13 protein-coding genes are annotated in these 26216 nt (G+C 40.9%); all 13 read left to right on the forward strand.

Translation table 11 applies throughout. The features are described from left to right. Positions 1-4: 4 nt before the first annotated feature. The 13 genes from N5O98_RS12980 to N5O98_RS13040 all read left to right on the forward strand — a co-directional run bounded on the left by N5O98_RS12980 (position 5) and on the right by N5O98_RS13040 (position 26032). A complete protein-coding gene (locus N5O98_RS12980) occupies positions 5-2098 on the forward strand; it encodes a ComEC/Rec2 family competence protein (RefSeq protein WP_022200051.1) in 2094 nt (697 codons plus the stop codon). 46 nt (positions 2099-2144) lie between these two features. Continuing rightward, positions 2145-3182 carry a DHH family phosphoesterase gene (locus N5O98_RS12985; protein WP_004311034.1) on the forward strand — a complete coding sequence of 346 codons (1038 nt, stop codon included), beginning with the start codon at positions 2145-2147 and terminating at the stop codon, positions 3180-3182. 118 nt (positions 3183-3300) lie between these two features. Further along, complete coding sequence (locus N5O98_RS12990; protein WP_004305441.1) at positions 3301-3993, forward strand: DUF4827 domain-containing protein; 693 nt, start codon at positions 3301-3303, stop codon at positions 3991-3993. 42 nt (positions 3994-4035) lie between these two features. Further along, positions 4036-5424, forward strand: coding sequence for a phosphoglucosamine mutase (gene glmM / locus N5O98_RS12995; protein WP_004305440.1), 1389 nt, complete (start codon positions 4036-4038; stop codon positions 5422-5424). Positions 5425-6399: 975 nt separating this feature from the next. Then, positions 6400-6672 carry a hypothetical protein gene (locus N5O98_RS13000; RefSeq protein WP_004305439.1) on the forward strand — a complete coding sequence of 91 codons (273 nt, stop codon included), beginning with the start codon at positions 6400-6402 and terminating at the stop codon, positions 6670-6672. 164 nt (positions 6673-6836) lie between these two features. Further along, positions 6837-10793: a helix-turn-helix domain-containing protein gene (locus N5O98_RS13005; protein ID WP_022200052.1), complete on the forward strand. Its 3957-nt coding sequence runs from the start codon at positions 6837-6839 to the stop codon at positions 10791-10793. Between the two features lie 282 nt (positions 10794-11075). After that, positions 11076-14213 (forward strand): SusC/RagA family TonB-linked outer membrane protein, encoded by a 3138-nt coding sequence (locus tag N5O98_RS13010; RefSeq protein ID WP_008641991.1) that lies wholly within the window; start codon positions 11076-11078, stop codon positions 14211-14213. Positions 14214-14240: 27 nt separating this feature from the next. After that, complete coding sequence (locus N5O98_RS13015) at positions 14241-15866, forward strand: RagB/SusD family nutrient uptake outer membrane protein (protein WP_008641992.1); 1626 nt, start codon at positions 14241-14243, stop codon at positions 15864-15866. A 305-nt stretch (positions 15867-16171) separates the two neighbouring features. Beyond that, complete coding sequence (locus N5O98_RS13020) at positions 16172-18457, forward strand: GH92 family glycosyl hydrolase (RefSeq protein ID WP_008641994.1); 2286 nt, start codon at positions 16172-16174, stop codon at positions 18455-18457. A gap of 6 nt (positions 18458-18463) precedes the next feature. Continuing rightward, positions 18464-20806: a GH92 family glycosyl hydrolase gene (locus tag N5O98_RS13025; protein ID WP_118161034.1), complete on the forward strand. Its 2343-nt coding sequence runs from the start codon at positions 18464-18466 to the stop codon at positions 20804-20806. A gap of 13 nt (positions 20807-20819) precedes the next feature. After that, complete coding sequence (locus N5O98_RS13030) at positions 20820-21614, forward strand: basic secretory family protein (RefSeq protein WP_022200054.1); 795 nt, start codon at positions 20820-20822, stop codon at positions 21612-21614. 10 nt (positions 21615-21624) lie between these two features. Beyond that, a complete protein-coding gene (locus N5O98_RS13035) occupies positions 21625-23982 on the forward strand; it encodes a GH92 family glycosyl hydrolase (protein WP_195664298.1) in 2358 nt (785 codons plus the stop codon). A 103-nt stretch (positions 23983-24085) separates the two neighbouring features. After that, positions 24086-26032 carry a glycoside hydrolase family 97 protein gene (locus N5O98_RS13040; protein WP_022200056.1) on the forward strand — a complete coding sequence of 649 codons (1947 nt, stop codon included), beginning with the start codon at positions 24086-24088 and terminating at the stop codon, positions 26030-26032. The last annotated feature ends 184 nt before the right edge of the window (positions 26033-26216 follow it).

The raw sequence follows: 26216 nt of genomic DNA on the forward strand, positions 1-26216 counted from the left end.
TCAGTTGAGTACTTTTTACATCCATCGATATCCCTATATACGCCTGATTATCCCTTGGATAACAGGCGTTTTTTGTGGAGATCATTTTTTTGACCGTTCATGGGAACTTTTTTGGAGTATTCTAGCCCTTGGACTTTGTATTGCTTTATTATTTGTGCTTTATTTCCTGAAACGCCATTCTTTGCGATGGTGTTTTGGATTAGCAGTCTCTATCCTTTGTTTTATAGGAGGATGGCTTGGAATAACTTGGCAATTACAACACGCTGTCTACTCTTTTCCGGAAGAAGAAACAGTGTATCGGGTTTTAATAACGGATGCACCTCAAGCGAAAGAACATACCTACCTCTGCCAGACATTATTAAAGGAACGTCGTGATACTGCCGGCACATATCCGATAGAACGTACTGCAATCCTTTATCTACAGCAAGATTCGGCCGTCACCCGGTTGAAAAGTGGAGATGAACTGCTGATTTCTGCCCGTATTTCTCCCCCTCTCAACAATCGCAACTTTGATGAATTTGATTATGCCCGCTTCCTGATGCGGAAAGGAATCAGTGGAACAGGATATGTTGCATCCGGGAAATGGACAAAACAGGACGGAATGAATAACCTTGATCTCAAAAGTATAGCCAGCTCTTGCCGAAGAAAGATGATTTCACTTTATCAGAAACTAGGGTTTTCCGGCGATGAACTGGCTGTACTTTCAGCACTGACCATAGGAGACAAAACGGAATTAAGTGATTCGGTTCGTGAAAGTTATTCGGTGGCCGGTGCAAGTCATATTCTAGCTCTATCCGGTTTGCATATCGGGCTTTTATATACATTGCTTTTTTTCATACTGAAACCTATTGCCCGAAGAGGAAATATAGGTAGAGTTATACGTTCTGTTCTTCTTCTTATCCTATTATGGGCTTTTGCCTTTTTCACAGGACTTTCTCCTTCGGTAGTACGCTCGGTCAGTATGTTTTCGATTTTAGCAATGGCAGATATGGTTGGTCGCCAACCGCTATCTTTAAATACATTGGCGGCAGCTGCATGGTTGATGTTATTCTGCAATCCGGCATGGTTGTTTGATGTTGGTTTCCAGCTCTCTTTCCTTGCTGTTGCTTCCATCCTATTGATTCAAAAGCCAATCTATCACCTGATTACGGTGAAAGGTAGAATAGGAAAATATATTTGGGGACTGATAAGTGTGTCTGTTGCTGCACAAATAGGAACAGCTCCGCTTGTCATGTTTTATTTCTCCCGGTTTTCTGTACATTTTCTATTGACGAACTTGGTTGTTATTCCTTTCATTACGATTATCCTGTATGCTGCTGTCATTATGCTTCTTCTGACTCCTCTTTCGTGGCTTCAGATCGTAGTGGCCGAAGGTGTTAAGAAACTATTGGAAGGACTTAATTTCTTCGTCCGATGGGTGGAACAGCTTCCTTACGCTTCTATAGATGGAATCTGGCTTTATCAGTCAGAAATATTGGGTATCTATATCGTTGGCTTTTTGTTAACCTATTATTTCATGAACCGTCGATACCGGAATTTATTGATTTGTCTTTTTACTATCTTATTACTAGGGACTTATCATGCAACATTATATTGGCTAGATCGTCCCCGGACAAGTCTGGTCTTCTATAACGTGCGCGGTTGCCCTGCAGTACATTGCATTGAGAGCGATGGACGTTCCTGGATAAACTATGTAGATACTATCCCCAATGAAAAACGTCTGAAACGCATGGCTGCTAACTATTGGAAGCATCATCACCTTCTGCCTCCCAAAGAAATAACTGGCGATTGCCGGTATATGGTACTTAATCGTCAGCAGCAGATTATATCCTATCATGGCTGTCATATTTGTGTAATAAATGATAACCATTGGCGGAACAAAACCACCGTTTCTCCGTTATATATTCAGTATCTTTACTTATGCAAAGGATATGACGGACATCTGGAAGAGCTCACCCGAATCTTTTCTTTCTCTTACGTCATATTGGACGCATCTCTCTCGGAATACCGCAGACACCTCCTTGAAAGCGAATGCAAGCAATCCGGTCTGCGGTTTATCTCGCTATCCGACGAAGGTTCTGTCCGCTTTTTGCTCTAAGTACAAAGATTTATCGTACATTTGCACCTTGATAAAGTATAAGAGTATGTTGACGAAAGTAATTGAACAAGCCAAAATAGACCATTTTACCAAATGGTTTGAACGAGCTGACAAAATAGTAATTGTATCTCATGTTTCTCCTGACGGCGATGCTATCGGTTCTTCATTGGGATTATATCATTTTTTAGATTCACAAGAGAAAACAGTAAACGTAATTGTGCCGAATGCTTTTCCCGATTTTCTGCGGTGGATGCCGGGCAGTAAGGATATCCTGTTGTATGACCGTTACAAAGACTTTGCAGATAAATTGATCGCCGAAGCAGACGTCATCTGTTGCCTCGATTTCAATGCACTGAAGCGTATCGACGATATGGCAGATGCTGTGGCCGCTTCTCCGGCACGTAAAATAATGATCGATCATCATTTATATCCCGAAGATTTCTGTAAGATAGTAATGTCCTATCCCAAAATATCTTCTACTTCCGAACTGATATTCCGTCTCATCTGCCGTATGGGATATTTCAGTGATATCTCTAAGGAAGGCGCAGAATGTATCTACACAGGGATGATGACAGATACCGGTGGGTTCACCTATAACTCGAACAACCGGGAGATTTATTTTATCATTAGCGAACTCCTTTCTAAAGGAATCGATAAAGATGATATTTATCGTAAGGTGTACAACACCTATTCGGAGAGCCGTTTACGTTTGATGGGATATGTATTATCGAACATGACTGTGTATTCGGATTATAATTCGGCTTTAATCACCCTGACAAAAGCAGAGCAAAGTAAATTCAACTATATAAAAGGCGATAGCGAAGGCTTTGTTAATATTCCTCTTTCCATTAAAAATGTCTGTTTCTCTTGCTTTTTGAGGGAAGATACCGAGAAACCGATGATTAAAATATCCCTTCGTTCAGTAGGAACCTTCCCATGCAATCAGTTAGCTGCCGAATTCTTCCATGGAGGAGGTCACTTGAATGCTTCAGGCGGTGAATTTTTCGGAACGATGGAAGAGGCAAAAGCGGTCTTTGAAAAGGCGCTTGAGAAATATAAACCTTTACTAACAGCGAAAAGCTAAAGATGGAAGGTTAAAAGTGAATATGGAAAGGTTAAAAGATACGAACTTTCAACTTCCCCCTTTCAACTTTTAATGATTTTGAGATACATTTGTGCGGAATATAGCTAAATAACAGATAATGAAAAAACTTGTATTTTTATTTCTCTCTTTGTTAACCGCCGGAAGTCTGTTCCAGGCATGCGACAATTCGAAGACTTATGCAGAAATGCTGGAAGACGAGAAAAATGCGGTGAATAAGTTCATCAAAGATAATGATATTCGTGTCATTTCATTGGAAGAGTTTGAACGGGATACGATTACAGCTTCTAAAGAAGCGGGGAATGGATATGACGAATACGTTGCTTTCTCCAATGGCGTATATATGCAGATCGTAGATCGTGGAGGAAAAGAGGATAAGAATGGAGTTGAAGTTATTAATGAGGTAGATACTTTTGCTAACAATAATGTCATTTGTACCCGCTATGTAGAACAGGATATGATGACAGGAGATACTACATGTTTCAATGTTCCTTTGGAAAGATGGATGGATGTTCCTGATTATTATAAGTTTCCATTAACATTCCGTTATGTGCAAAACACGTCTACTGTTTATGGAATCGTTTTATCCGGTAGTTTGGATTACGATTTATTATGGAATAGTAAAGGTTATGGAACTGCAATTCCATCCGGATGGCTGATTGCCTTACCTTATTTGCGTAATAATGCGCATGTACGCCTGATTGTGCCTTCTAAGATGGGACATACAACTGCACAACAATATGTCAATCCTTATTTCTATGATATCCGGAAGTTCGAGAAAGCAAAAAGCTAAAGCACTAACATTAGATAAATCAAATCTTTAACTAAAGAACCTATGACTCTAATCAAATCTATCTCTGGAATCCGCGGAACTATCGGCGGAGGAGCGGGAGAAGGACTGAACCCGCTTGACATTGTAAAATTCACCTCGGCTTATGCTACTTTGATTCGTAGAACCTGCAAGGCAAAGAGTAATAAGATTGTTGTGGGACGTGATGCCCGCATTTCCGGTGAAATGGTAAAAAACGTAGTAGTCGGCACATTGATGGGAATGGGCTGGGATGTAGTAGACATTGATCTTGCTTCTACCCCGACCACAGAACTTGCTGTAACAATGGAAGGCGCCTGTGGCGGTATTATCCTGACAGCTTCTCATAACCCGAAACAGTGGAACGCACTGAAATTGCTGAATGAACATGGTGAATTTCTGAATGCAGCCGAAGGCAACGAAGTACTTCGTATTGCTGAAGCTGAAGAATTTGACTATGCCGATGTCGACCATCTGGGATCTTACCGCAAAGACCTGACTTATAATCAGAAACATATCGACAGTGTATTGGCTCTCGACCTGGTAGATGTAGAAGCTATCAAGAAAGCCAATTTCCGTGTAGCGATTGACTGTGTGAACTCTGTAGGCGGTATCATTCTCCCTGAACTTCTTGAACGTTTGGGTGTGAAACATGTAGAAAAACTCTACTGTGAACCTACCGGCAATTTCCAACACAACCCCGAACCGCTTGAAAAGAACCTCGGTGACATCATGAACTTAATGAAAGGTGGAAAGGCCGATGTAGCTTTTGTTGTAGACCCCGATGTTGACCGTCTGGCAATGATCTGCGAGAATGGCGTAATGTACGGTGAAGAATATACACTGGTTACTGTTGCCGACTATGTACTGAAACATACCCCCGGTAACACTGTTTCTAATTTGAGCTCTACTCGTGCTTTGCGTGATGTAACTCGCAAGTATGGAATGGAATACAGCGCTTCTGCCGTAGGCGAAGTAAATGTTGTAACGAAGATGAAAGCAACCAATGCCGTTATCGGCGGTGAGGGAAATGGTGGAGTAATTTATCCTGCTAGTCACTACGGACGTGATGCATTGGTAGGCATCGCATTATTCCTTAGCCATCTGGCTCACGAAGGAAAAAAGGTTAGCGAGCTCCGTGCTACTTATCCTCCTTACTTCATTGCTAAAAACCGTGTAGACTTGACTCCGGAAATCGATGTAGATGCTATCCTTGCCAAAGTGAAGGAAATCTATAAGAACGAAGAAATCAACGATATCGACGGTGTGAAAATAGACTTTGCCGACAAATGGGTGCATTTGCGCAAGAGTAATACAGAACCGATCATCCGTGTGTATAGTGAAGCTTCTACTATGGAAGCTGCCGAGGAAATCGGTCAGAAGATAATGGATGTGATTAATGAATTAGCAAAATAATATCCTGTAAAATAGGATTTTATTTATAACATTTGAGTCTCGTATATCATAAAGATAACTGAATAAGTTGTCTCATTGATATACGAGACTTTTTATTAGGATGATATCCACTGAATAATGATAGTTACTCTTCTCCTTGAGTATTAACAATAAAGTTTCTTTTGATTAAGTCTAAACTTCCTTTCGTCCAATAGTAAACTTCTCTTTTGTTATTTACAAACTTAAAATGCAAGCTTCATTTTTATAAATGCAAGTTTTGTTTTTAAAAACGGAACCTTTGTTTTTATAAATGAAGCTTGCATTTATAGATTGGAAGGGATGAAAAGCAACTTTACTGTTAATAAAAAGAAAGTTTGGACTTAATCAAGAGCAACTTTTCTATTAATAGATTACATGAGAAGTAAGCAGTATTGAGAGGAAACTAATCTATATAGCTTACTTCTCTACTTCGTTAGAATAGATACGCCACAAGAATATCAATTGATATACAAAACTTTATAGGTCTTATATCAATGATAAACACATGGCTTAATTATACAGAATTGATATATGAAAAGCACAATTGAGGGAAAATTGTAGTATATTTGTACTGTTCTTTGAGGCGTCTTTATTATTAAGGAAGCGTTTAGTGCTTTTTCTCAAGTGCGAATCTGGACAATTCGAGCTGTGTTGAGGAAATAAACAAAACGTTCTTCCTTTGGTTTGTATGTTGCATCTAGGTACTGATATACAGTCAAGGGCGTGAGCTGTTTTTGCTTGTATCCAACACAGAGGTAGTTCAGAACCTGCACTTGGATATAAGTTTAGCGGTCTCGCGCTTCTTTTGTGTATACACTTCTGTTGAGACTAGGAAGGAACTAATAAATTGAAAAACATACAAACAGTACAAGTGTTGCCAGTAATGTTGCTAATGTCCGTAACAGTATCAGCAAGAGACCTAACAGGTTTTGAACAGCTTATTGATAAACGTACGACATGAAAATAAAACTGATTGCATTATTTATAATGATGGGATCGTTGGCTGCCGTAGCTGATAATGATACTTATTTCTTTTCAAAAGTAGATTATGGTTCAGTGTTCGTTGTTCAAACAGCCGATGGATTCTTGTATCAGATAATTTTAATTGGCAGGATTTTTTTCCGGTGTGGGGTGGTGAGACGGAGGCAAAGATTGGCTGTTTCGCGGATGGGAATTGGCAAGAATGAAAGAGGCGGAATCCTTGGATTGTGCGAATTAGTAGTGAAGTAGTTGCTGAAAAATAGAGGTACTTGATAAAATAGAGTTGCATTTTCCGTATAAAAACGTATCTTTGTGTAAAGAGAATTAAAGACATCGATTATTAATGGCTATTTTCTTTCGCACTACGAAACAGAACATATAAGCGATTGCCTGATATTTAATAGATGATATTAATGATTAACACAATGAAAATACGCTTGATTTTGTCTTTTGTTTTATTGATTTATTCATTGGTCTGTCAAGCAGATGGCGGTAAAGATTCATATATCTTCCGGAAAGTAGATTATCAGCAAGGATTATCCAATAGTGCTGTGCTTTGTCTTTTTCAAGACAATACAGGGTTGATGTGGTTTGGTACATACGATGGTGTCAATTGTTATGATGGCCGAAACATGGAAGTTTTTCGTTCTGATTTTTCAGCCCCCAAAGCTTTGAGTAATAATGTAATCCATTCTATTCAGCAGGCAGATAATAATTGTTTGTGGATTTCTACACATTTGGGTATCAATCGTCTTTCACAGGATTCGCGGCAAGTTGTCGGATATTATGACTTTACAGATGATTATTATCTACATTCCAATTCTAAAGGAAACACATGGGTGGTGAGTCATGGTGGAATTTTCTACTATAATACATCTTATAAACGATTTGTACAGATTAAGAATCTGAAAGTACCCGTAGAAGATATGGATAAACGGGCATTCGTAACGGATGATGGTGTTTTGTGGATTTTCACTCAACAAACAGGGGAGCTGTTACAGGTTTCGCAGGATGCTTTTGATTGTGACACATTATCAATTCATTCAACTGTTTCATCTACTGATTTTCATGCGAAACCTATTGAAGATGTCTTTTATCAGAATGGCGTTCTTTGTTTTATCGATAGTGAGCATGATCTTTATGTTTATGATATTTCCCGACAATCTAAAATTTATATTCGTAACCTTTCTTCATTAGTGCAGAAGAATGGAACTATTGCAGGAATAGCCCTTTTCTATGAAGATATTATTATTGGTTTTCGAACGAATGGGTTAGTCCGTCTCCGTACTTCACAAAAATATAAAGAAGAAGTGGTCGACCGGAATGTACGTATATATAGTATTTATCGAGATCCTCATCAGAATGTCTTATGGGTTGCTTCGGACGGACAAGGAACGATTATGTATGCTAAGAAATATTCTATTGCCACCAATTTGATGCTCAATCAACTGTCATCTAACTTAAGCAGGCAGGTACGTTCTGTTATGACAGACGATAGTGGTGGACTATGGTTCGGGACGAAAGGTGATGGACTGCTGCATATACCGGATTATCGTGAGAATGAGGAGGCTTCTGCCGTTACAGTTTACTCTCCTGAAGGAAAGCAAAATGTTGTGTCTTATATACGATGGAATAAAGAATTTCCTGTTTATAAATTGGTTCAAAGCCGTTATATGGATGGCTTTTGGATAGGATCTGGAGATCCGGGACTATTTTACTATTCTTTTGAAGACAAAGCTTTGCATTCTGTGGAGAATCTGCCGGCACAACCCACCGAGATACATGGCATTTATGAGGAAAATGATAGTGTACTTTATGTGGTGACAGCCGGTTCCGGTTTTCATAAATTAATACTTGAGAAGCAGGCAGGTACCATTCGTTTCAAGTCGCAGAAAAGTTATCATTTTTTTCACGGTCAGCGAGAAATTACGATGTTCTATCCAATGTTGCCCGAAGGGGATTCTATTTTGTGGCTTGGCAGTCGGGAGAAAGGACTCGTACGGTTTGATAAGCGGACTGAAGAATATAAAGTGATTTCTTTGAAAGAAATGCTTCATAAGTCGGTAGACGATGTGCTCAGCCTGTATCGGACCAAAGAAGGGTTGTTATATGTAGGGACAACATCAGGATTGGTATGTTTGAATTCTAATGGCAAACAGATGAAAGCTACCTATATCGGACGGGAGCAAGGTTTGCTCAATGATATGATTCATGGTGTACTTGAAGATGAGAACGGACTCTTATGGCTTGGTACGAATCGGGGGCTGATTAAATATAATCCGATAAATGGCTCATCACATGCCTACTTTTACAGTGCAGGTGTTCAAATCGGTGAGTTTAGTGATGATGCTTATTACATGTGTCCATATACACAGGAGCTTTTTTTCGGTGGGATTGACGGGTTGCTTTATTTGGATAAAGAGGTGCAGGCTGCTCCGGAATTTTATCCGGATATTTTGTTACGTAAGTTGACTGTTGGACATACGCAAGTGGTTCAGGGGGATGGAGATTACTATACAGACGATGGTAAGGCATTACAGTTGAAGGGGACGGAGGTTTCATTTGCACTTTCTTTTGTTGTTCCGGATTTTTTATCAGGAGAAGATATAGAATATTCTTACCAGTTGGAAGGATATGATAAGGATTGGACCTCTTTTAGTAGTATTAATGAAGCCTCATATACAGGAGTGCCGGCAGGTGATTATATCTTTAAGGTACGCTATAAGAGGGATGTATTTGATACGGAATATCGGCATTTTTCTATTCCGGTATATATCCTTTCTCCCTGGTATCGATCGGTGGCGGCTTATTTGGTTTATTTGATCATTTTCTTGTTGCTGTTAGGGTATGTGATATATTTACTACGTAAAAACTACCTTCAGGAACGGATGATGAAAACACTGATGGGGACAGAAAGTTGCCGGAAATCCGAGACTGTATATACAAACCGTAGGATGCTTGAAGATTTTACTCTTATTTATAATTATTGTGACCAATTGCGTGCAGAGAATCTTTCTTATGAGCAATGTCTTGAGAAAGTGTCACTGATACGCGAAACTGTGATGAACGCACTTCTTAATCCTGACGCTCTGTTTTTGGAAGAACTTAAACAATTCTTTCCGGATCGGTTTATTGTTTCTGCACGTATGAGTATACAGGGAGTTTCTCAAGAGGTGTTACGTACGTTGGAAGAACAAGGGATTGATCATTCTTCTATATCGTCAATGATTCCGGAACACTTAACATTTCCAGTTTACAAGAATGCATTATACAGTATTCTTTATTGCTGCTATCTCCGGATTACTGAAATGAAAGGTACTCATGGCGTAATAGTAGAAATGTCAGAACAGGATGGTAAGATGCAGCTACATTTTTCTTCTAAAGATGCTACTGCGAAAGCGTTGTATGAATATCTTTCAGATAAAGCTTCTTCAGTGACGGAGAAAGATTCCGATCATGTGTTTGCTGTGCATTTACTTTTAGGTTTTGTACGGTCGGCTTTGGAACGTATTCATGCCGTTCTTCGTTATGATGATGAGAGTGGTAGTCGGTTGACGATTATCTTTGAACCGGCGGTCTTGACAGTGGCAGGTGAACAAGGGAAAAAAACTGTGCTTTTGTTGGAAGACAGAGATGAAATGACTTGGTTGATTAGTAATTTCCTGGCTGATGAATATGTGGTTCATCAGGTAAAGAGTGTGCAGCTTGCTTTTGACGAAATTCGTCGGTCGGCTCCGGCTCTATTATTAGTGGATATGACAATGTATGCCAATGCTGAAAGTACTTTTATGGAGTATGTTAGCCGAAATCGTACTCTGCTTTCAAAGACAGCTTTTATTCCATTGTTAACCTGGAAAGTTGGTTCGGCCATTCAGCGGGAACTGATCTTGTGGTCTGATTCTTATATTGTACTTCCTTATGATATATTATTCTTGCGGGAAGTTGTCCATAATGCTATTTATGGAAAGCGGGAAGCGAAGCAGATATATATGGAGGAACTGGGAGATTTGGCGGGACAGATTGTCTGTACAACTACCGAACAAGCTGATTTTATTCGTAAATTGTTAAAGGTGATTGAAGAAAACCTGGACAAGGAAGAACTGGGCTCAACGTTGATCGCTGATCGTATGGCAATGAGTTCCCGTCAGTTCTATCGTAAATTCAAGGAAATCTCCAATACTGCTCCCGGTGATTTAATAAAGAGTTACCGTATGGAAAAGGCAGCCCGCTTGTTACTTGATGAAGAACTTTCTATTCAAGATGTTATTATGGAGGTCGGTATTTCCAGCCGGTCTTATTTTTATAAAGAATTTACCCGTCGGTTCGGGATGACACCGAAAGATTATCGGGAACAGCGAAAGGTATGCTGATTGTCAGGCTAAATTCTTTCGTATAGGTGATTGGTTGGGAAACATTATTATTTATTTGTTTGTCACAACCTTGTGCTCTAAATCCCTTCTGTTAATTTTATTGTATTGATTTTTAGGGTATTAACCTGTGCTCTAATTTGCCCTTCTGTGCTTTAAAGATGTGTCTTTATTTTGCCGTTTTTTTGGCAAGGTAGAGCATTGGAGTTTTATTCGAATAACCTTTATTTGCAACAATCTTTTTAAAGGGAATTAACCTTATTACTAATCAAATTTAAAGGAATTATGAATGAAAAACTAAAGTATCTTACCTTATTTGTAATAGGTATGATGTTGAGTTTGGGCATGAATGCTCAATCTGTAAAATCAATCTCCGGTACGGTAACCGATGATCAGGGAGAGGCGGTTATCAGTGGTACGGTGAAAGTTAAAAACGGTAGTACAGGAACAATCACTGACATTAACGGTAAATACACTCTCTCTGTTCCTTCCAATGCCACCTTGGTGTTTTCGTATATTGGTTATATCACACAAGAATTTAAAGTCTCGGAATTAAAGAGTAATGTTCTGAACGTAGTTCTGCAATCGGATACGAAAGCACTGGACGAAGTAGTCGTTGTTGGTTATGGTACCATGCGCAAATCAGACTTGACAGGTTCCATTTCCACAGCCAAAGGTAAAGACATGCTGAAAGCACAATCATTCAATGCGCTTGACGGATTGAAAGGTAAAGTGGCCGGTGTGAATATCTTCTCTAATACCGGTCAGCCGGGTGGAGAATCACGTGTCATCATTCGTGGTATTTCTACTATCAACGCATCAGCATCACCGCTGTACGTAGTCGATGGAGTGGTGATGTCAAACTTCGAATTGCTTAATCCGAATGATATCGAATCTATCGAAGTATTGAAAGATGCTTCCTCTGCTGCCATCTATGGTGCCCGTGGTGCAAATGGTGTTATCATGGTGACTACCAAGCGCGGTAATGCAGGAAAAGGAGTCCATGTTTCCTATGATGGTTCATTGTCTATCGGTAAGATGGCTAGAAAAATAGATGTAATGGATGCTAACGAATGGATGTCTACCTTCAAGCAGGGATTGGAAAATGCCAACGAATTTCAAGGCAAGAACTTCACAACTGATCTGTCACAGATATTCACAGACGAACGTTTGTTCAATGCAGACGGTTCTCCGAAATATAATACCAACTGGCAGGATGAAGCATCCCGCACTGCCATCTCTCATAACCATCAGATCAGTATCCAACGTACAGGAGAAGGATCTTCTATCGGAGCATTCATCAATTATACCGATCAACAGGGTATTTTGTTGAATTCTTACTTTAAACGTATCAATGCAAAATTGGCGTATGATGACAAACCGACTGATTGGCTGTCTACTTCCGTTAATTTATTAGTAAATCATACTTGGGGTAATAGAACTTCTGATAACCCTTACGGACAAGGCGCATTGCGTACAATGATCGAACAGTTGCCTTTCTTACCGGTTAAGCTGGATGGTGAATATACGCAGACGAACATTATTAATACAAGCTCTATTCTCAATAATCAGACTGATCCTAATAGCGGAAAACAAGGATTCAGCCCGGAAGGTGTAGGTAATCCCGTTGAGTTGCTCGAACGGATGCAGGCTATGCAATATCGTACGCAGATTTTTGGTAATGCTGCTTTGACTTTCCATCTCATGAAAGGATTGGATTTGAAGACCCAGTTCGGTATCGACTACCACAATAATCGTGATGCTAACTATACGCCGTTCACTCCGCGTCCGATGATTAATCAAAGTTCCGAGGGAGCAGCTTCTGCAAATAACTCCAACTCTTTGTATTGGCAGGAAGAAACCTATTTGACTTATGTGAAAGATATAAACAAACATCACATTAATGCAATGGCGGGTATGTCTTGGCAAGAGTATAATTATACCAAATTCGAAGCTTCCGACAGTAAGTATATTGATGACTTCTACGGATATTATAATTTAGGTTCCGGAACGAACCGTCCTTCTGTTGGCAGTGATTACGACAAGTGGGCAATGAACTCTTATTTCTTGCGTCTGGCGTATTCTTATGACAACAAGTATATGGCTACCGTAACCGGTCGTTATGATGGCTCTTCCAAATTCGGACAGAACAATAAATATGCATTTTTTCCGTCAGTAGGTTTGGGCTGGATGATTTCTAATGAAGACTTCTTGAAAGACAACTCATTGATTAGCAAATTAAAATTGCATACTTCTTACGGTGTGACAGGTAACTCGGAAATTGGTACTTATAAGTCATTGGCCACGGTAAGCCAGTCAAATACGATTATTGGTGATGCTTTGCACGTTGTATCTTATCTGGACAATATGCCTAATCCTGACTTGAAATGGGAAAAGACTGGACAGTGGGACTTAGGATTCGAGTTGGGTTTATTCAATAACAGACTGAATTTCGATATTTCCTATTATTATAAATATACTTCAGATTTGTTGCTCGACCGTCCGGTTCCTGAATCAACAGGCTACTCTTCCATTATGGATAATATTGGAGCCGTTTCCAATCGTGGTGTAGATATTCTGGTTACAGCATATCCTATTCAGACACATGATTTCCAGTGGACTTCCACTCTTAATTTAGGTTTCAACAAAAACCGTGTAGAGAAACTGGATGAAAGTGCATCTGTTGATCCTGTCACCGGTAAGCGTCAGATTACAACCGATGGTTTTGTGGGTTACGATATGTTGATCCGTGAAGGTGAAGAGCTTTCTTCTTTCTATGGTTATAAGCGCGCCGGTATTTACGATGGTATTCCGTCTAACTGGGATCCGGAGACAATGAACATACCTTCCACTATCGGTGAAAAGGTAACTTATAAGAAACGCGAAATTATTGGTAACGGATTGCCTGACTGGATGGGCTCATTTATCAATACCTTCAATTATAAAGGTTTCGATTTGACTTTAGACTTCCAGTTTACATGGGGGGTAGACGTGATGCAAGAATATTATCACTCTACTGTAGCCCGTTTCCTGACTAACGGTATAGACCGTCTTTATAAGGAAGCATGGCATCCAACTCTCAATCCGTCGGGTAAAGAACAGGCAATTCGTCTGAATAACTTTGGTCAGGGAGCTAATAACCAGGCAGATGATGACTGGGTTTGCAATGGTTCTTATTTGCGTTGTAACATGATTCAGCTCGGATATACCTTCAATCCAACACTGATTAAGAAGATCGGTCTGTCTTCATTGCGTTTGTATGCGAATGTGAATAACGCGTTCCTGATTACTTCTAAGGACTATAACGGATACGATCCGGATAACTCATCTCGTTTAGGTGACAACAAATGGGGGGCTAACCGCCAATTCTTCACCTATCCGCGTCCGAGAACGTTTACGTTCGGTCTTAATGTAGCATTTTAATTCACCGTTATAAAAACCATAAGAATTATGAAACTATTAAAAGTATATATATCTGTATTTTGTATGTGTTCACTTTCTGTGTTGCTGAATTCATGCGACGATTTCCTGAAAGAAGAACCATTGGATATGAAATCATCTGACCAATTCTGGAAGACGAAAGCTGATGCGGAGTCGGGGGTGAACGCATTGTATTTTGGTGGTGTACCTTATTTACACAACACTGATGTAGGCGGTGGCTGGACTCCTAAAGCGACAATGTGGGGTGGTATTGTGTCCGGATTGTACGTTGATAAGCGTAAGGATAGAACATTTACTACGGCATCCGAAGGGTGTAACTTCAATATTGAATCTTTTGATGATATTGCAATGAAATACTGGCATGAGTTTTATAAAGGTATTTCACGTGCCAACTTTGTTATTGCCAATATTCCGACAATGACCGGTGTGCTGGATGAAGCTACTATTAATAATTATGTGGCTCAAGGTAAATTCTTCCGTGCATATGGATATTTCTGGCTGGTCAAAGAATTTGGTGGTGTTCCTTATATTTCAGAACCTTACACATCTACAGAAGGTATGTACAAAGAACGTCTTTCTGCTGAAGAGGTTTATAAGAAAATTGAAGCCGACTTGCTGGATATTGTCAACGGGGATGCATTACCCAATAAAACGTTTTATGAAAATGGCTGTTATGTCACTAGGGCAATGGCGCAGACTTTGCTGGCACAAGTTTATTTACAATGGGCTGGTGCACCGTTAAACGGGGGGGCAGACTATTATGGAAAAGCTGCACAGATGGCATTGAACGTGATTAATGATAGTCCTCATGGACTTATTCATCCGAATGGAACGACTGATGATTTGAACTCTGCGTATAATGTGATTAAGACAACGAAAGAATCTGCTGAAATCATTTATGCTAAAGAATATAATTATAGTGATTATAGTGTAGGTAACTCTTATGCTTGTCGTTCTATTGGTACAGATGCTTTTCAGTGGGGAGTGTTCCATCCGGGAGGAGACGTGCTGTATAATGCATACCTTCCTTGTGATATGTTGCTTAACAGCTATGCCTCTAATGATATTCGAGGACATGAGAAACAGTTCTTCTTTAAGCAATATACCGATGCTGAAGGAAATACTCATACGTTGAATAATGCAGGCAACTGGGCATGGTTTGATGAAAATGCTTTGATTAGCGGTCACGACGGTGATTATAATATGCCGGTATTCCGTTTTGCGGAAGTCTTGCTGATTGCGGCCGAAGGTCTGGCACGTACAAATCATGAAGATAATGCTGTCGGTGGAGCTAAATATTATCTCAATCAAGTGCGTAAACGTGCTGGATTGGCAGATGAGACGGCTACAGGAAACGATTTAATACAATCGATTTTGACTGAACGTTTGCATGAGTTACCGTTGGAATTTAAGATTTGGGATGACATTCGTCGTACTCGTTTGTATCCGGAAGCATCTACCGAATCAGGAAAATTGAAATGGACTGCTCTTGCATCGGCTCAAATCCAAAACAAGCCCGATGGAAGCACAAGAGCCGGCGCCATTCCTGAATATGCTTTGTTATGGCCTATCCCGTTAGATGAAATTCAGGCTAATCCTGCGTTAGAAGGACATCAGAACCCGGGATGGAATTAATTAGGTAATAATAAATATTTGTTTCTGATAGAATTGGAGAGAGGGTAAAGGCAAATTATCCTCTCTCTATTGCTTAAACAGTTAGTCCTCCGGTTGTACTCTCGTGGTATGCACATAAATATTACATCCTGATTCTCACTTATTTAACTTGTACTCTCGTTGACGCTCGTATCCTTTGGTTGACCATATGCTATTTTTTTCTTATTTTGGCGTATCAGAGGACTGATAATTACAGAAAGATGCTTTAATTTGTAACGTAAATAAAAAAGACTTGATAATCTAATTAATAGCTTAATTCGTAGACCATGAATAAAAAGAAACTACTATCTTTCGCAATAGCCCTGCTATTGGGAGCTTCTTCTACCTTTGCGCAAAAGCAACCGGTAGACTATGTGAATCCTTTAATGGGAACTGATTCGAAAATATCACTATCTAATGGGAATACATATCCTGCCATCGCGTTGCCTTGGGGAATGAACTTCTGGATGCCACAAACCGGAAAGATGGGTGACGGTTGGGCTTACACTTATGCATCCGACAAAATCAGAGGTTTCAAGCAAACCCATCAGCCTAGTCCGTGGATCAATGACTACGGTCAGTTCTCAATCATGCCGATGACTAAACAGTTGAAGATCGATCAGGACAGTCGTGCTTCCTGGTTCTCTCATAAGGCAGAGAAAGCCACTCCTTATTATTATAGTGTTTATTTGTCAGAGTATGACATGACAACTGAAATAGCTCCGACGGAACGTTGCGCATATTTCCGTTTCACTTTCCCTGAAACCTCCGATGCCTATGTGGTGGTAGATGCTTTCGACCGCGGTTCGTATGTGAAGGTGATTCCCGAAGAAAATAAAATAGTTGGTTATACGACACGCAATAGTGGCGGTGTTCCTCAAAACTTTAAGAATTACTTTGTGATAGAGTTCGACAAGCCTTTTACTTTCAATAAAGTATGGGCAGACTATCATTTGGTTGAAACACATCTCGAACTACAATCCAATCACGTGGGTGCTGCTATCGGATTTTCAACGAAGAAAGGAGAACAGGTACATGCAAAGGTGGCATCCTCATTCATCAGTCCTGAACAGGCTGAACTGAACTTGAAAGAAATTGGTAATAAGACCTTTGAACAGACAAAAGAGGCCGGTCGTAAGGCATGGAACAATGTCTTGGGGCGTATCAAGGTTGAAGACAGCGATGAGAACCGTATGCGTACGTTCTACTCTTGTTTGTATCGTTCGGTGTTGTTTCCCCGTATGTTTTACGAGGTAAACAGTAAGGGGGAAACTGTGCATTACAGCCCCTATAATGGTGAAATCCGTCCGGGATATATGTTTACCGACACTGGATTCTGGGATACTTTCCGTTGCTTGTTTCCATTTGTTAATTTGATATATCCTTCAATGGGTGAGAAGATGCAGGCAGGTCTGTTGAATACCTATCTTGAAAGTGGATTCTTTCCTGAATGGGCCAGCCCGGGCCATCGTGGTTGCATGGTTGGGAACAATTCTGCTTCTGTAGTGGCGGATGCTTTCATGAAGAATATAACCAAAGCGGATGCAGAAAAAATGTATGAAGGTCTACTGAAAGGGGCCAATAGCGTACATCCGAAAGTTTCTACTACCGGACGCCGTGGATATGAATATTATAACAAACTGGGCTATGTGCCATACGATGTGAAAATTAATGAGAATGCGGCACGCACATTGGAATATGCATACGATGACTGGTGCATTTACCGTATGGGTGAAAAATTAGGTCGTCCGGCAGAAGAACTGGATGTTTATAAGAAAAGGAGTCAGAACTACCGTAATCTGTTCGATCCAGAAACTAAGTTGATGCGGGGAAAGAATTCCGACGGAACTTTCCAGACTCCTTTCAATCCTTTTAAATGGGGAGATGCCTTTACGGAAGGAAATAGTTGGCATTATACATGGTCGGTATTCCACGATGTACAAGGACTGGTTGATCTGATGGGCGGCAAGAAGATGTTTGTCAGTATGCTTGATTCTGTGTTCAATCTTCCTCCTGTATTTGATGATAGCTATTATGGAGGAGTGATTCACGAGATTCGTGAAATGGAAATTGCTAACATGGGTAACTATGCACATGGCAACCAACCTATCCAGCACATGATCTATTTGTATAACTATGCTGGCGAACCTTGGAAAGCCCAATATTGGTTGCGTGAGACGATGAACCGCCTCTATCTTCCTACTCCGGACGGTTATTGTGGAGATGAAGATAACGGTCAGACTTCGGCTTGGTATGTATTTACTGCATTGGGATTTTATCCGGTATGTCCCGGCAGCAATGAATATGTAATGGGAGCTCCTTACTTCAAGAAAGCAACGATTACACTGGAGAACGGCAAGAAACTGGAAATCTCCGCCCCGAAGAATAACGATGATAATCGTTATATTCGTTCATTGAATTATAATGGCAAGAATTATACAAAGAATTATCTGAACCATTTCGATCTGTTGAAAGGCGGTCGTCTGGTGTTTGATATGGATAACAAACCGAATAAGGGAAGAGGTATCAACGAATCAGACTTCCCGTATTCATTCTCTCGTGACGCAAAGTAAGCTGATATGAATAATTTGAGAAAGAAAGTATTGATGATGACTATGGCGGCAGCAACTTTGTCCGCCATAGCTCAACAGCCGGTAGACTATGTGAATCCGATTATCGGGACCAATGGAATGGGGCATACTTTTCCCGGTGCTTGTACTCCTTTTGGATGGGTACAGTTGAGTCCGGACACAGACACAATTCCGCATAATGTAAATGGAGCTTATCAGAAAAATGCCTACGAGTATTGTGCCGGTTACCAATATAGGGACAAGACCATTGTTGGCTTTAGTCACACTCATCTTAGTGGTACGGGACATTCTGATTTGGGAGACATTTTGTTGATGCCTGCTGTTGGCGATGTGAAGTTAAATCCCGGCCGGGCGGATTATCCGGAAGAGGGATACCGTTCACGTTTTGACCATGCTACAGAAAAAGCTGTTCCCGGATATTATGAAGTGATGCTGGATGATTATGGCATTAAAGCCCAACTGACAGCAACACAACGGACGGGTATACATAAATATACCTTCCCGAAAGGAAAAGATGGTCATTTGATTTTGGATCTGGTGCATGGTATTTATAATTATGACGGCAAAGTTCTATGGGCCAATTTGAGAGTCGAAAACGATACTCTGTTGACCGGATATCGTATCACCAATGGATGGGCGCGTACGAATTATACCTATTTTGCTATCTCTTTGTCACAGCCGATTAAAGACTACGGATATAAGGATAAGGAAAAAGTATTGTACAATGGCTTTTGGCGTCGTTTTAAGTTGGAAAAGAACTTCCCTGAAATCACAGGTCGAAAAATCGTGGCTTACTTTAACTTCGATACCGCTAACAATTCGGAACTGGTTGTAAAAGTGGCATTGTCGGCAGTCAGTACGGAAGGGGCCATTAAGAATCTGCATGCCGAGGCTTCCGGAAAGAGTTTCGAACAGTTGGCGGAGGCTGCTCGTACAGATTGGAATAGTGAACTGGAGCATTTCGAGATCGAAGGTACGCCCGATCAGAAAGCAATGTTCTATACTTCTCTTTACCACACCATGATTAATCCGTCTGTGTATATGGATGTAGACGGTTCCTATCGTGGGCTGGATCATAACATACACCGGGCGGAAGGATTCACCAACTATACTATATTTTCCCTTTGGGATACCTATCGTGCGGAACATCCTTTCCTGAATCTGGTGAAACCGGGACGCAATGCGGATATGGTGGAATCCATGATTAAACATGAGCAACAAAGCGTGCACGGAATGTTGCCGATATGGAGTCTGATGGGAAATGAAAACTGGTGTATGAGCGGTTATCATGCTGTGTCTGTACTGGCGGATGCAATAACCAAAGGCGTCTTTTCGAATGTGGATGAGGCATTGGCGGCAATGGTCAGTACATCCACCGTTCCGTATTATGAAGGTATAGCTGATTATATGAAGCTGGGATATATTCCGCTTGACAAAAGTGGTACAGCAGCCTCTTCTACTTTGGAGTATGCATACGACGATTGGACTATCTATCAGACAGCTTTGAAGGCAGGTAACAAGGAAATAGCGGAGACTTACCGAAAGCGTGCCCTCAATTATCGTACTATCTATGATACAAGTATTGGTTTTGCACGTCCCCGTTATAGTGACGGTTCTTTCAAGAAAGAGTTTGATGTATTGCAAACCTATGGTGAAGGTTTTATCGAAGGCAATTCATGGAATTTCTCTTTTCATGTGCCACACGATGTATTTGGCATGATCGACTTGATGGGAGGAGAAGGGACGTTCGTGCAGAAACTGGATGAACTGTTCTCCATGCATCTGCCGGAGAAGTACTATGAGCATAATGAGGATATTACGGAAGAATGTTTGGTCGGCGGATATGTGCATGGTAATGAACCGAGCCACCATGTTCCTTATCTATATGCGTGGACTTCCCAGCCGTGGAAATCACAGTACTGGCTGCGTGAGATTCTGAATAAGATGTATAAGAATGATATTAACGGATTGGGTGGAAATGATGATTGCGGACAGATGTCAGCATGGTACCTTTTCTCCGTGATGGGTTTCTATCCGGTTTGTCCTGGTACAGACCAGTATGTATTGGGAGCGCCCTACCTACCTTATCTGAAGATGACGCTTCCTAATGGAAAGACATTGGAGATCAAAGCGCCGGGTGTCAGCGATAAGAAACGTTACGTGCAGTCGCTGAAATTGAACGGTAAGGTATACGACAAGATGTACATTATACATGAAGACATTTTGAAAGGAGGCGTGCTTGAATTCAAGATGGGGGCGTCACCTAACAAACGTCGCGGATTATCACCGGAGGATAAACCTTATTCATTAACTAACGGAATCAACGAATAATCAATAAAGGAGTATGAAAAAGATACATTTAATCTATGCAGCCTGCCTGCTGGTAGGTATGGGGGCTTGTGCTGCAAGTGTGCAAAAACAGGTGAAGGATAGTTCTGATGTATGGAAAGAGTACAATACAGGTGCTGTATTGTTTGAGGATAAAGCACCGGAAACGCTGGGATCGGACATTTACCACCGGATCATTCCCGATGCTGAATCGTACATCAAGGAACAGGCACGTACTGTATTAGCTACTCTTTACAATTCTCCGGAAGATAGTATTCCCGCAGTGCACAAGATACATTATACTTTGGAAGATATCAACGGTATTTCTGCTAAAGGCGGTGGCAATGGTGATGTGACGATTTTCTACAGTACACGTCATATTGAAAAATCTTTTGCAGCGAATGATACGGCAAAGTTGTTTTTCGAAACGCGCGGGGTATTGTTGCATGAACTGACACATGCTTATCAGCTGGAACCGCAAGGAATCGGTTCTTATGGAACCAATCGTGTGTTCTGGGCATTTATCGAGGGAATGGCAGATGCTGTGCGGGTTGCCAATGGAGGATTTGACGGACCGAATGCCCGTCCGAAAGGCGGGAACTATATGGACGGTTATCGTACAGCCGGTTATTTCTTTGTCTGGTTGCGTGATAACAAAGATCCTGAATTCCTGCGTAAGTTCAATCGCAGTACGTTGGAGGTGGTGCCTTGGTCGTTCGATGGTGCTATCAAACATATTTTAGGGAATGAATATAATATTGACGAATTATGGCATGAGTATCAGGTCGCTGTAGGTGATATACAAGCATAATAATGTAAATATGGTGAGTGTAATGGGTAAAAGAGGATTGTTTTTAGTATGGCTGTGCCTGGTGAGTATTTTGCCAGGCATGGCTCAAACCGAGAAACTGATTGATTATGTGAATCCATTTGTGGGAACAGATGGTTATGGTAATGTGTATCCGGGTGCGCAGATTCCTTTCGGAGGAATTCAGATGAGTCCGGACACAGATAGTAAATACTATGATGCGGCTTCCGGTTATAAATATAATCATTCCACTTTGTTGGGGTTCAGTCTGACTCATTTAAGCGGGACTGGTATACCTGATTTGGGAGACTTCTTGTTTATTCCCGGAACAGGAGAGATGAAACTGGATCCGGGGACACGTGAGGAGCCGGAAAAGGGATACCGTTCACGTTATTCTCATGAAAAGGAATGGGCATCACCTAATTATTATGCGGTGGAACTGTCAGATTATGGAGTAAAGGCTGAAATGACGTCAGGGGTACGTAGTGGTATGTTCCGCTTCACCTATCCTCAATCGGATAAAGCTTTTATAATGATCGATATGAACCATACTTTATGGCAATCTTGTGAATGGGCAAATCTGCGCATGGAAAATGATTCTACCATCACCGGATATAAACTGGTGAAAGGCTGGGGACCGGAACGGCATATCTATTTCACGGCTACTTTCTCTAAAAAGTTGACCGGCTTACGCTTTATGCAGAATAAGAAGCCGGTGATTTACAATACTTCCCGGTTTCGTAGCAGCTATGAGGCTTGGGGAAAGAATCTGATGGCTTGCATCTCTTTTGATACAAAAGCCGGAGAGGAGGTGATTGTAAAAACTGCTATTTCATCGGTCAGCACAAACGGGGCAAAAAACAATATGGCGGAACTTGCCGGACTCGCTTTCGATGATCTGAAAGCTAAAGGAGAAGCACTATGGGAAAAAGAACTTGGAAAATATACCCTTACTGCCGACCGTAAAACGAAAAGAACTTTCTATACATCGGCTTACCATGCGGCTTTGCATCCGTTCATCTTTCAGGATGCAGACGGGCAGTTTCGAGGATTAGATAAAAATATAGAGAAAGCCGAAGGATTTACCAACTATACGGTATTCTCTCTTTGGGACACCTACCGGGCTTTGCATCCCTGGTTCAATCTGGTTCAACAGGAAGTGAATGCCGATATTGCCAATTCCATGCTGGCTCATTATGATAAAAGTGTGGAGAAAATGCTTCCTATCTGGTCGTTTTATGGAAATGAGACTTGGTGTATGATTGGTTATCATGCAGTTTCCGTATTGGCTGACATGATTGTGAAGGGAGTGAAAGGATTCGATTACGAACGTGCGTATGAGGCTATGAAGACCACGGCGATGAATCCGAATTATGACTGTTTGCCGGAATATCGTATGATGGGATATGTGCCTTTCGATAAAGAGGCGGAGTCAGTATCTAAAACATTGGAATATGCGTATGATGATTATTGCATGGCACAGGCTGCCAAGGCTTTGGGTAAAGAGGATGATTATCGTTATTTCTTGAATCGTGCACTCTCTTATCAGACTTTGATTGATCCGGAAACGAAGTATATGCGTGGCAAGGACAGTCAGGGAAACTGGCGTACACCGTTTACTCCGGTAGCTTATCAGGGACCCGGATCTGTAAATGGATGGGGGGATATTACGGAAGGCTTTACTGTACAATATACCTGTTACGTACCACAAGATGTACAAGGATATATCAACGAAGCTGGCGAAGATTGGTTCCGCAACCGGTTGGATGAACTGTTCACAGTAGAGCTGCCGGATGACATTCCGGGAGCACATGATATTCAAGGCCGTATCGGAGCCTATTGGCATGGAAATGAACCTTGCCATCATGTAGCGTATCTTTATAATTACTTGAAAGAACCTTGGAAATGTCAGAAGTGGGTACGGACGATTGCTGAACGTTTCTATGGCGATACTCCGGATGCATTAAGTGGCAATGACGATTGCGGACAGATGTCGGCTTGGTATATGTTCAATTGCATTGGCTTTTACCCGGTGGCTCCTTCAAGCAATATGTATAACATCGGTTCTCCTTGCGTTGAGGCAATAACAGTTCGGATGAGCAACGGAAAAGTGATTGAAATGGTAGCAGATAATTGGTCGCCGAAGAATGTGTATGTAAAGGAATTGTATGTGAATGGCAAGAAGTATGACAAATCTTATTTGAAATATGAGGATATACGTGATGGCGTGAAACTACGTTTTGTCATGAGCAATAAACCGAACTATAAGCGTGCGGTATCAGATGAAGCAGTAGCTCCTTCTTTGTCGTTGCCTGGAAAGACAATGAAATATCAGGCTAATTTGATGAAAACGGGTATATCAAACCAGTGAAAATGACTTTTGAAGGAGTATTACCCAGTCCGTTTGATAGTACGAAGTGATGTTTTTATTACATTTGCCACTGTAAAACGATTATTAATTAAATATCTAAACCATGAGAAGATATTTCCTGTTAGTTGTGTGTTTGTGCTTGGCATCACTACTTCGTGCACAGAATAAGTTAGAGTTAATTTCTCCCAATGGAGAGCTGAAAGTGTCCTTGAATCTCTCGGATAAAATCTATTATAGTATAGATTATAACGGAGATGTATTGTTGAAAGACAATACCCTTCAGTTGACATTGAGGAATCAGGTGTTGGGAGAAAATCCCAAACTGCGCCGTCAGAAACGTACGAGTGTCGACGAGCAATTAACTCCTATTGTTCCTTTGAAATATGCGAAAGTCAATAATCGTTATAATCAATTGCTACTGACCTTTAAAGATTATTCAGTAGAATTCCGTGCTTTTGACGATGGAGTTGCTTACCGGTTTATTACCTCACAAAAAGGTGCTGTTGAAGTAATGAACGAAGAGTTTGCTATCAACTTCCCGTCGGATTATCTTCTTCACTTGCAACAACCGGGAGGCTTCCATACAGCTTATGAGGAACCTTACACACATGTTCAAAGTAATGCGTGGAAGCCTGAAGAACGGATAGCTGTTTTGCCGGTATTGATTGACACACAAAAAGACTATAAAATATTAATCAGCGAGTCGGATCTGGCTGATTATCCATGTATGTTTCTCAAAGGAACGGGGACGAACGGAGCAATCTCTGTTTTTCCTAAAGCTCCGCTTGCGTTTGCCGAAAACAGTGATCGAAGCGTGAAGATTACTCAAGAAGCTGATTACATTGCTAAAACAAAAGGTACGAGAAATTATCCTTGGCGTTACTTTGTGATAAGTAAAAATGATAAGCAGTTGATTGAGAATACAATGACTTATAAACTGGCTGAAAAGAATCAACTTCAGAATGTTTCATGGATTAAGCCGGGACAGGTGAGCTGGGAATGGTGGAATGACGCTTCTCCTTACGGACCGGATGTGAATTTTGTTTCCGGTTATAACTTGGATACTTATAAGTATTACATTGATTTTGCTTCTAAATTTGGTATTCCATATATCATTATGGATGAAGGTTGGGCTAAAAGTACACGTGATCCTTATACACCTAATCCCAAAGTAGACTTGCACGAGTTGATTCGTTATGGCAAAGAAAAAAATGTAGGGATTGTGCTTTGGTTGACATGGTTGACGGTAGAAAACAATTTTGATCTCTTCAAGACTTTCAATGAATGGGGAGTAAAAGGACTTAAGATTGATTTTATGGACAGAAGCGATCAGTGGATGGTCAACTATTACGAACGGGTAGCCCGGGAAGCAGCCAAACATCATTTGTTTGTCGATTTTCATGGCTCTTTCAAACCTGCCGGACTGGAATATAAATATCCGAATGTATTGTCTTACGAAGGAGTGCGTGGCATGGAACAAATGGGCGGTTGTTATCCGGATAATAGTCTGTATTTACCGTTTATGCGTAATGCTGTCGGTCCGATGGATTATACTCCCGGAGCGATGATTAGTATGCAGCCTAATGTGTATCGCTCGGAACGTCCCAATGCTGCAAGTATCGGAACACGCGCTTATCAGTTGGCACTCTTTGTGGTTTTTGAAAGTGGTCTGCAGATGTTGGCGGATAATCCTACTCTTTATTATCGTAATGAAGATTGTACCCGTTTCATTACACAAGTTCCCGTAACGTGGGACGAGACTGTGGCACTGGAAGCTAAAGCGGGTGAATATGTCATTGTAGCAAAACGGAAAGGTGATAAGTGGTTTATAGGAGGAATGACTAACAATGGTGAAAAGGAACGTGAGTTTACCATAAAGTTAGATTTCTTGAATAAAGATCGCTCTTATCAAATGACATCTTTTGAGGATGGTATCAACGCAGGACGTCAGGCGATGGATTATCGTTGCAAGTCATCCCAAGTGAAAGCCGGGGAGCAGCTAACTATAAAGATGGTTAGAAATGGTGGCTTTGCAGCTGTCATTGAATGATGGCACATATTCTAACTTTCCATATGTAAAAATGGAATCCTCTTTCAATCTATCACCATCCTTCTGAAACGCATTGTTCATCGAGCTTTCAGGGTGGTGATAGATTGTTCTCCACCTGTCACCTAATCATTCATCTATCACCGTTTGAAATGAACATGCCTGCATATAAATATAAGCTTGTATG

Origin of the sequence: Bacteroides sp. LFL-34, from assembly GCF_027257075.1 — a bacterium.
Lineage (GTDB): Bacteria > Bacteroidota > Bacteroidia > Bacteroidales > Bacteroidaceae > Bacteroides > Bacteroides ovatus.

Coding starts and splice junctions, on each gene's coding strand:
- N5O98_RS12985 (WP_004311034.1), top strand. CDS start 2,145: ATGTTGACGAAAGTAATTGAACAAGCCAAAATAGACCATTTTACCAAA.
- N5O98_RS12990 (WP_004305441.1), top strand. CDS start 3,301: ATGAAAAAACTTGTATTTTTATTTCTCTCTTTGTTAACCGCCGGAAGT.
- glmM (WP_004305440.1), top strand. CDS start 4,036: ATGACTCTAATCAAATCTATCTCTGGAATCCGCGGAACTATCGGCGGA.
- N5O98_RS13000 (WP_004305439.1), top strand. CDS start 6,400: ATGAAAATAAAACTGATTGCATTATTTATAATGATGGGATCGTTGGCT.
- N5O98_RS13005 (WP_022200052.1), top strand. CDS start 6,837: ATGATTAACACAATGAAAATACGCTTGATTTTGTCTTTTGTTTTATTG.
- N5O98_RS13010 (WP_008641991.1), top strand. CDS start 11,076: ATGAATGAAAAACTAAAGTATCTTACCTTATTTGTAATAGGTATGATG.
- N5O98_RS13015 (WP_008641992.1), top strand. CDS start 14,241: ATGAAACTATTAAAAGTATATATATCTGTATTTTGTATGTGTTCACTT.
- N5O98_RS13020 (WP_008641994.1), top strand. CDS start 16,172: ATGAATAAAAAGAAACTACTATCTTTCGCAATAGCCCTGCTATTGGGA.
- N5O98_RS13025 (WP_118161034.1), top strand. CDS start 18,464: ATGAATAATTTGAGAAAGAAAGTATTGATGATGACTATGGCGGCAGCA.
- N5O98_RS13030 (WP_022200054.1), top strand. CDS start 20,820: ATGAAAAAGATACATTTAATCTATGCAGCCTGCCTGCTGGTAGGTATG.
- N5O98_RS13035 (WP_195664298.1), top strand. CDS start 21,625: ATGGTGAGTGTAATGGGTAAAAGAGGATTGTTTTTAGTATGGCTGTGC.
- N5O98_RS13040 (WP_022200056.1), top strand. CDS start 24,086: ATGAGAAGATATTTCCTGTTAGTTGTGTGTTTGTGCTTGGCATCACTA.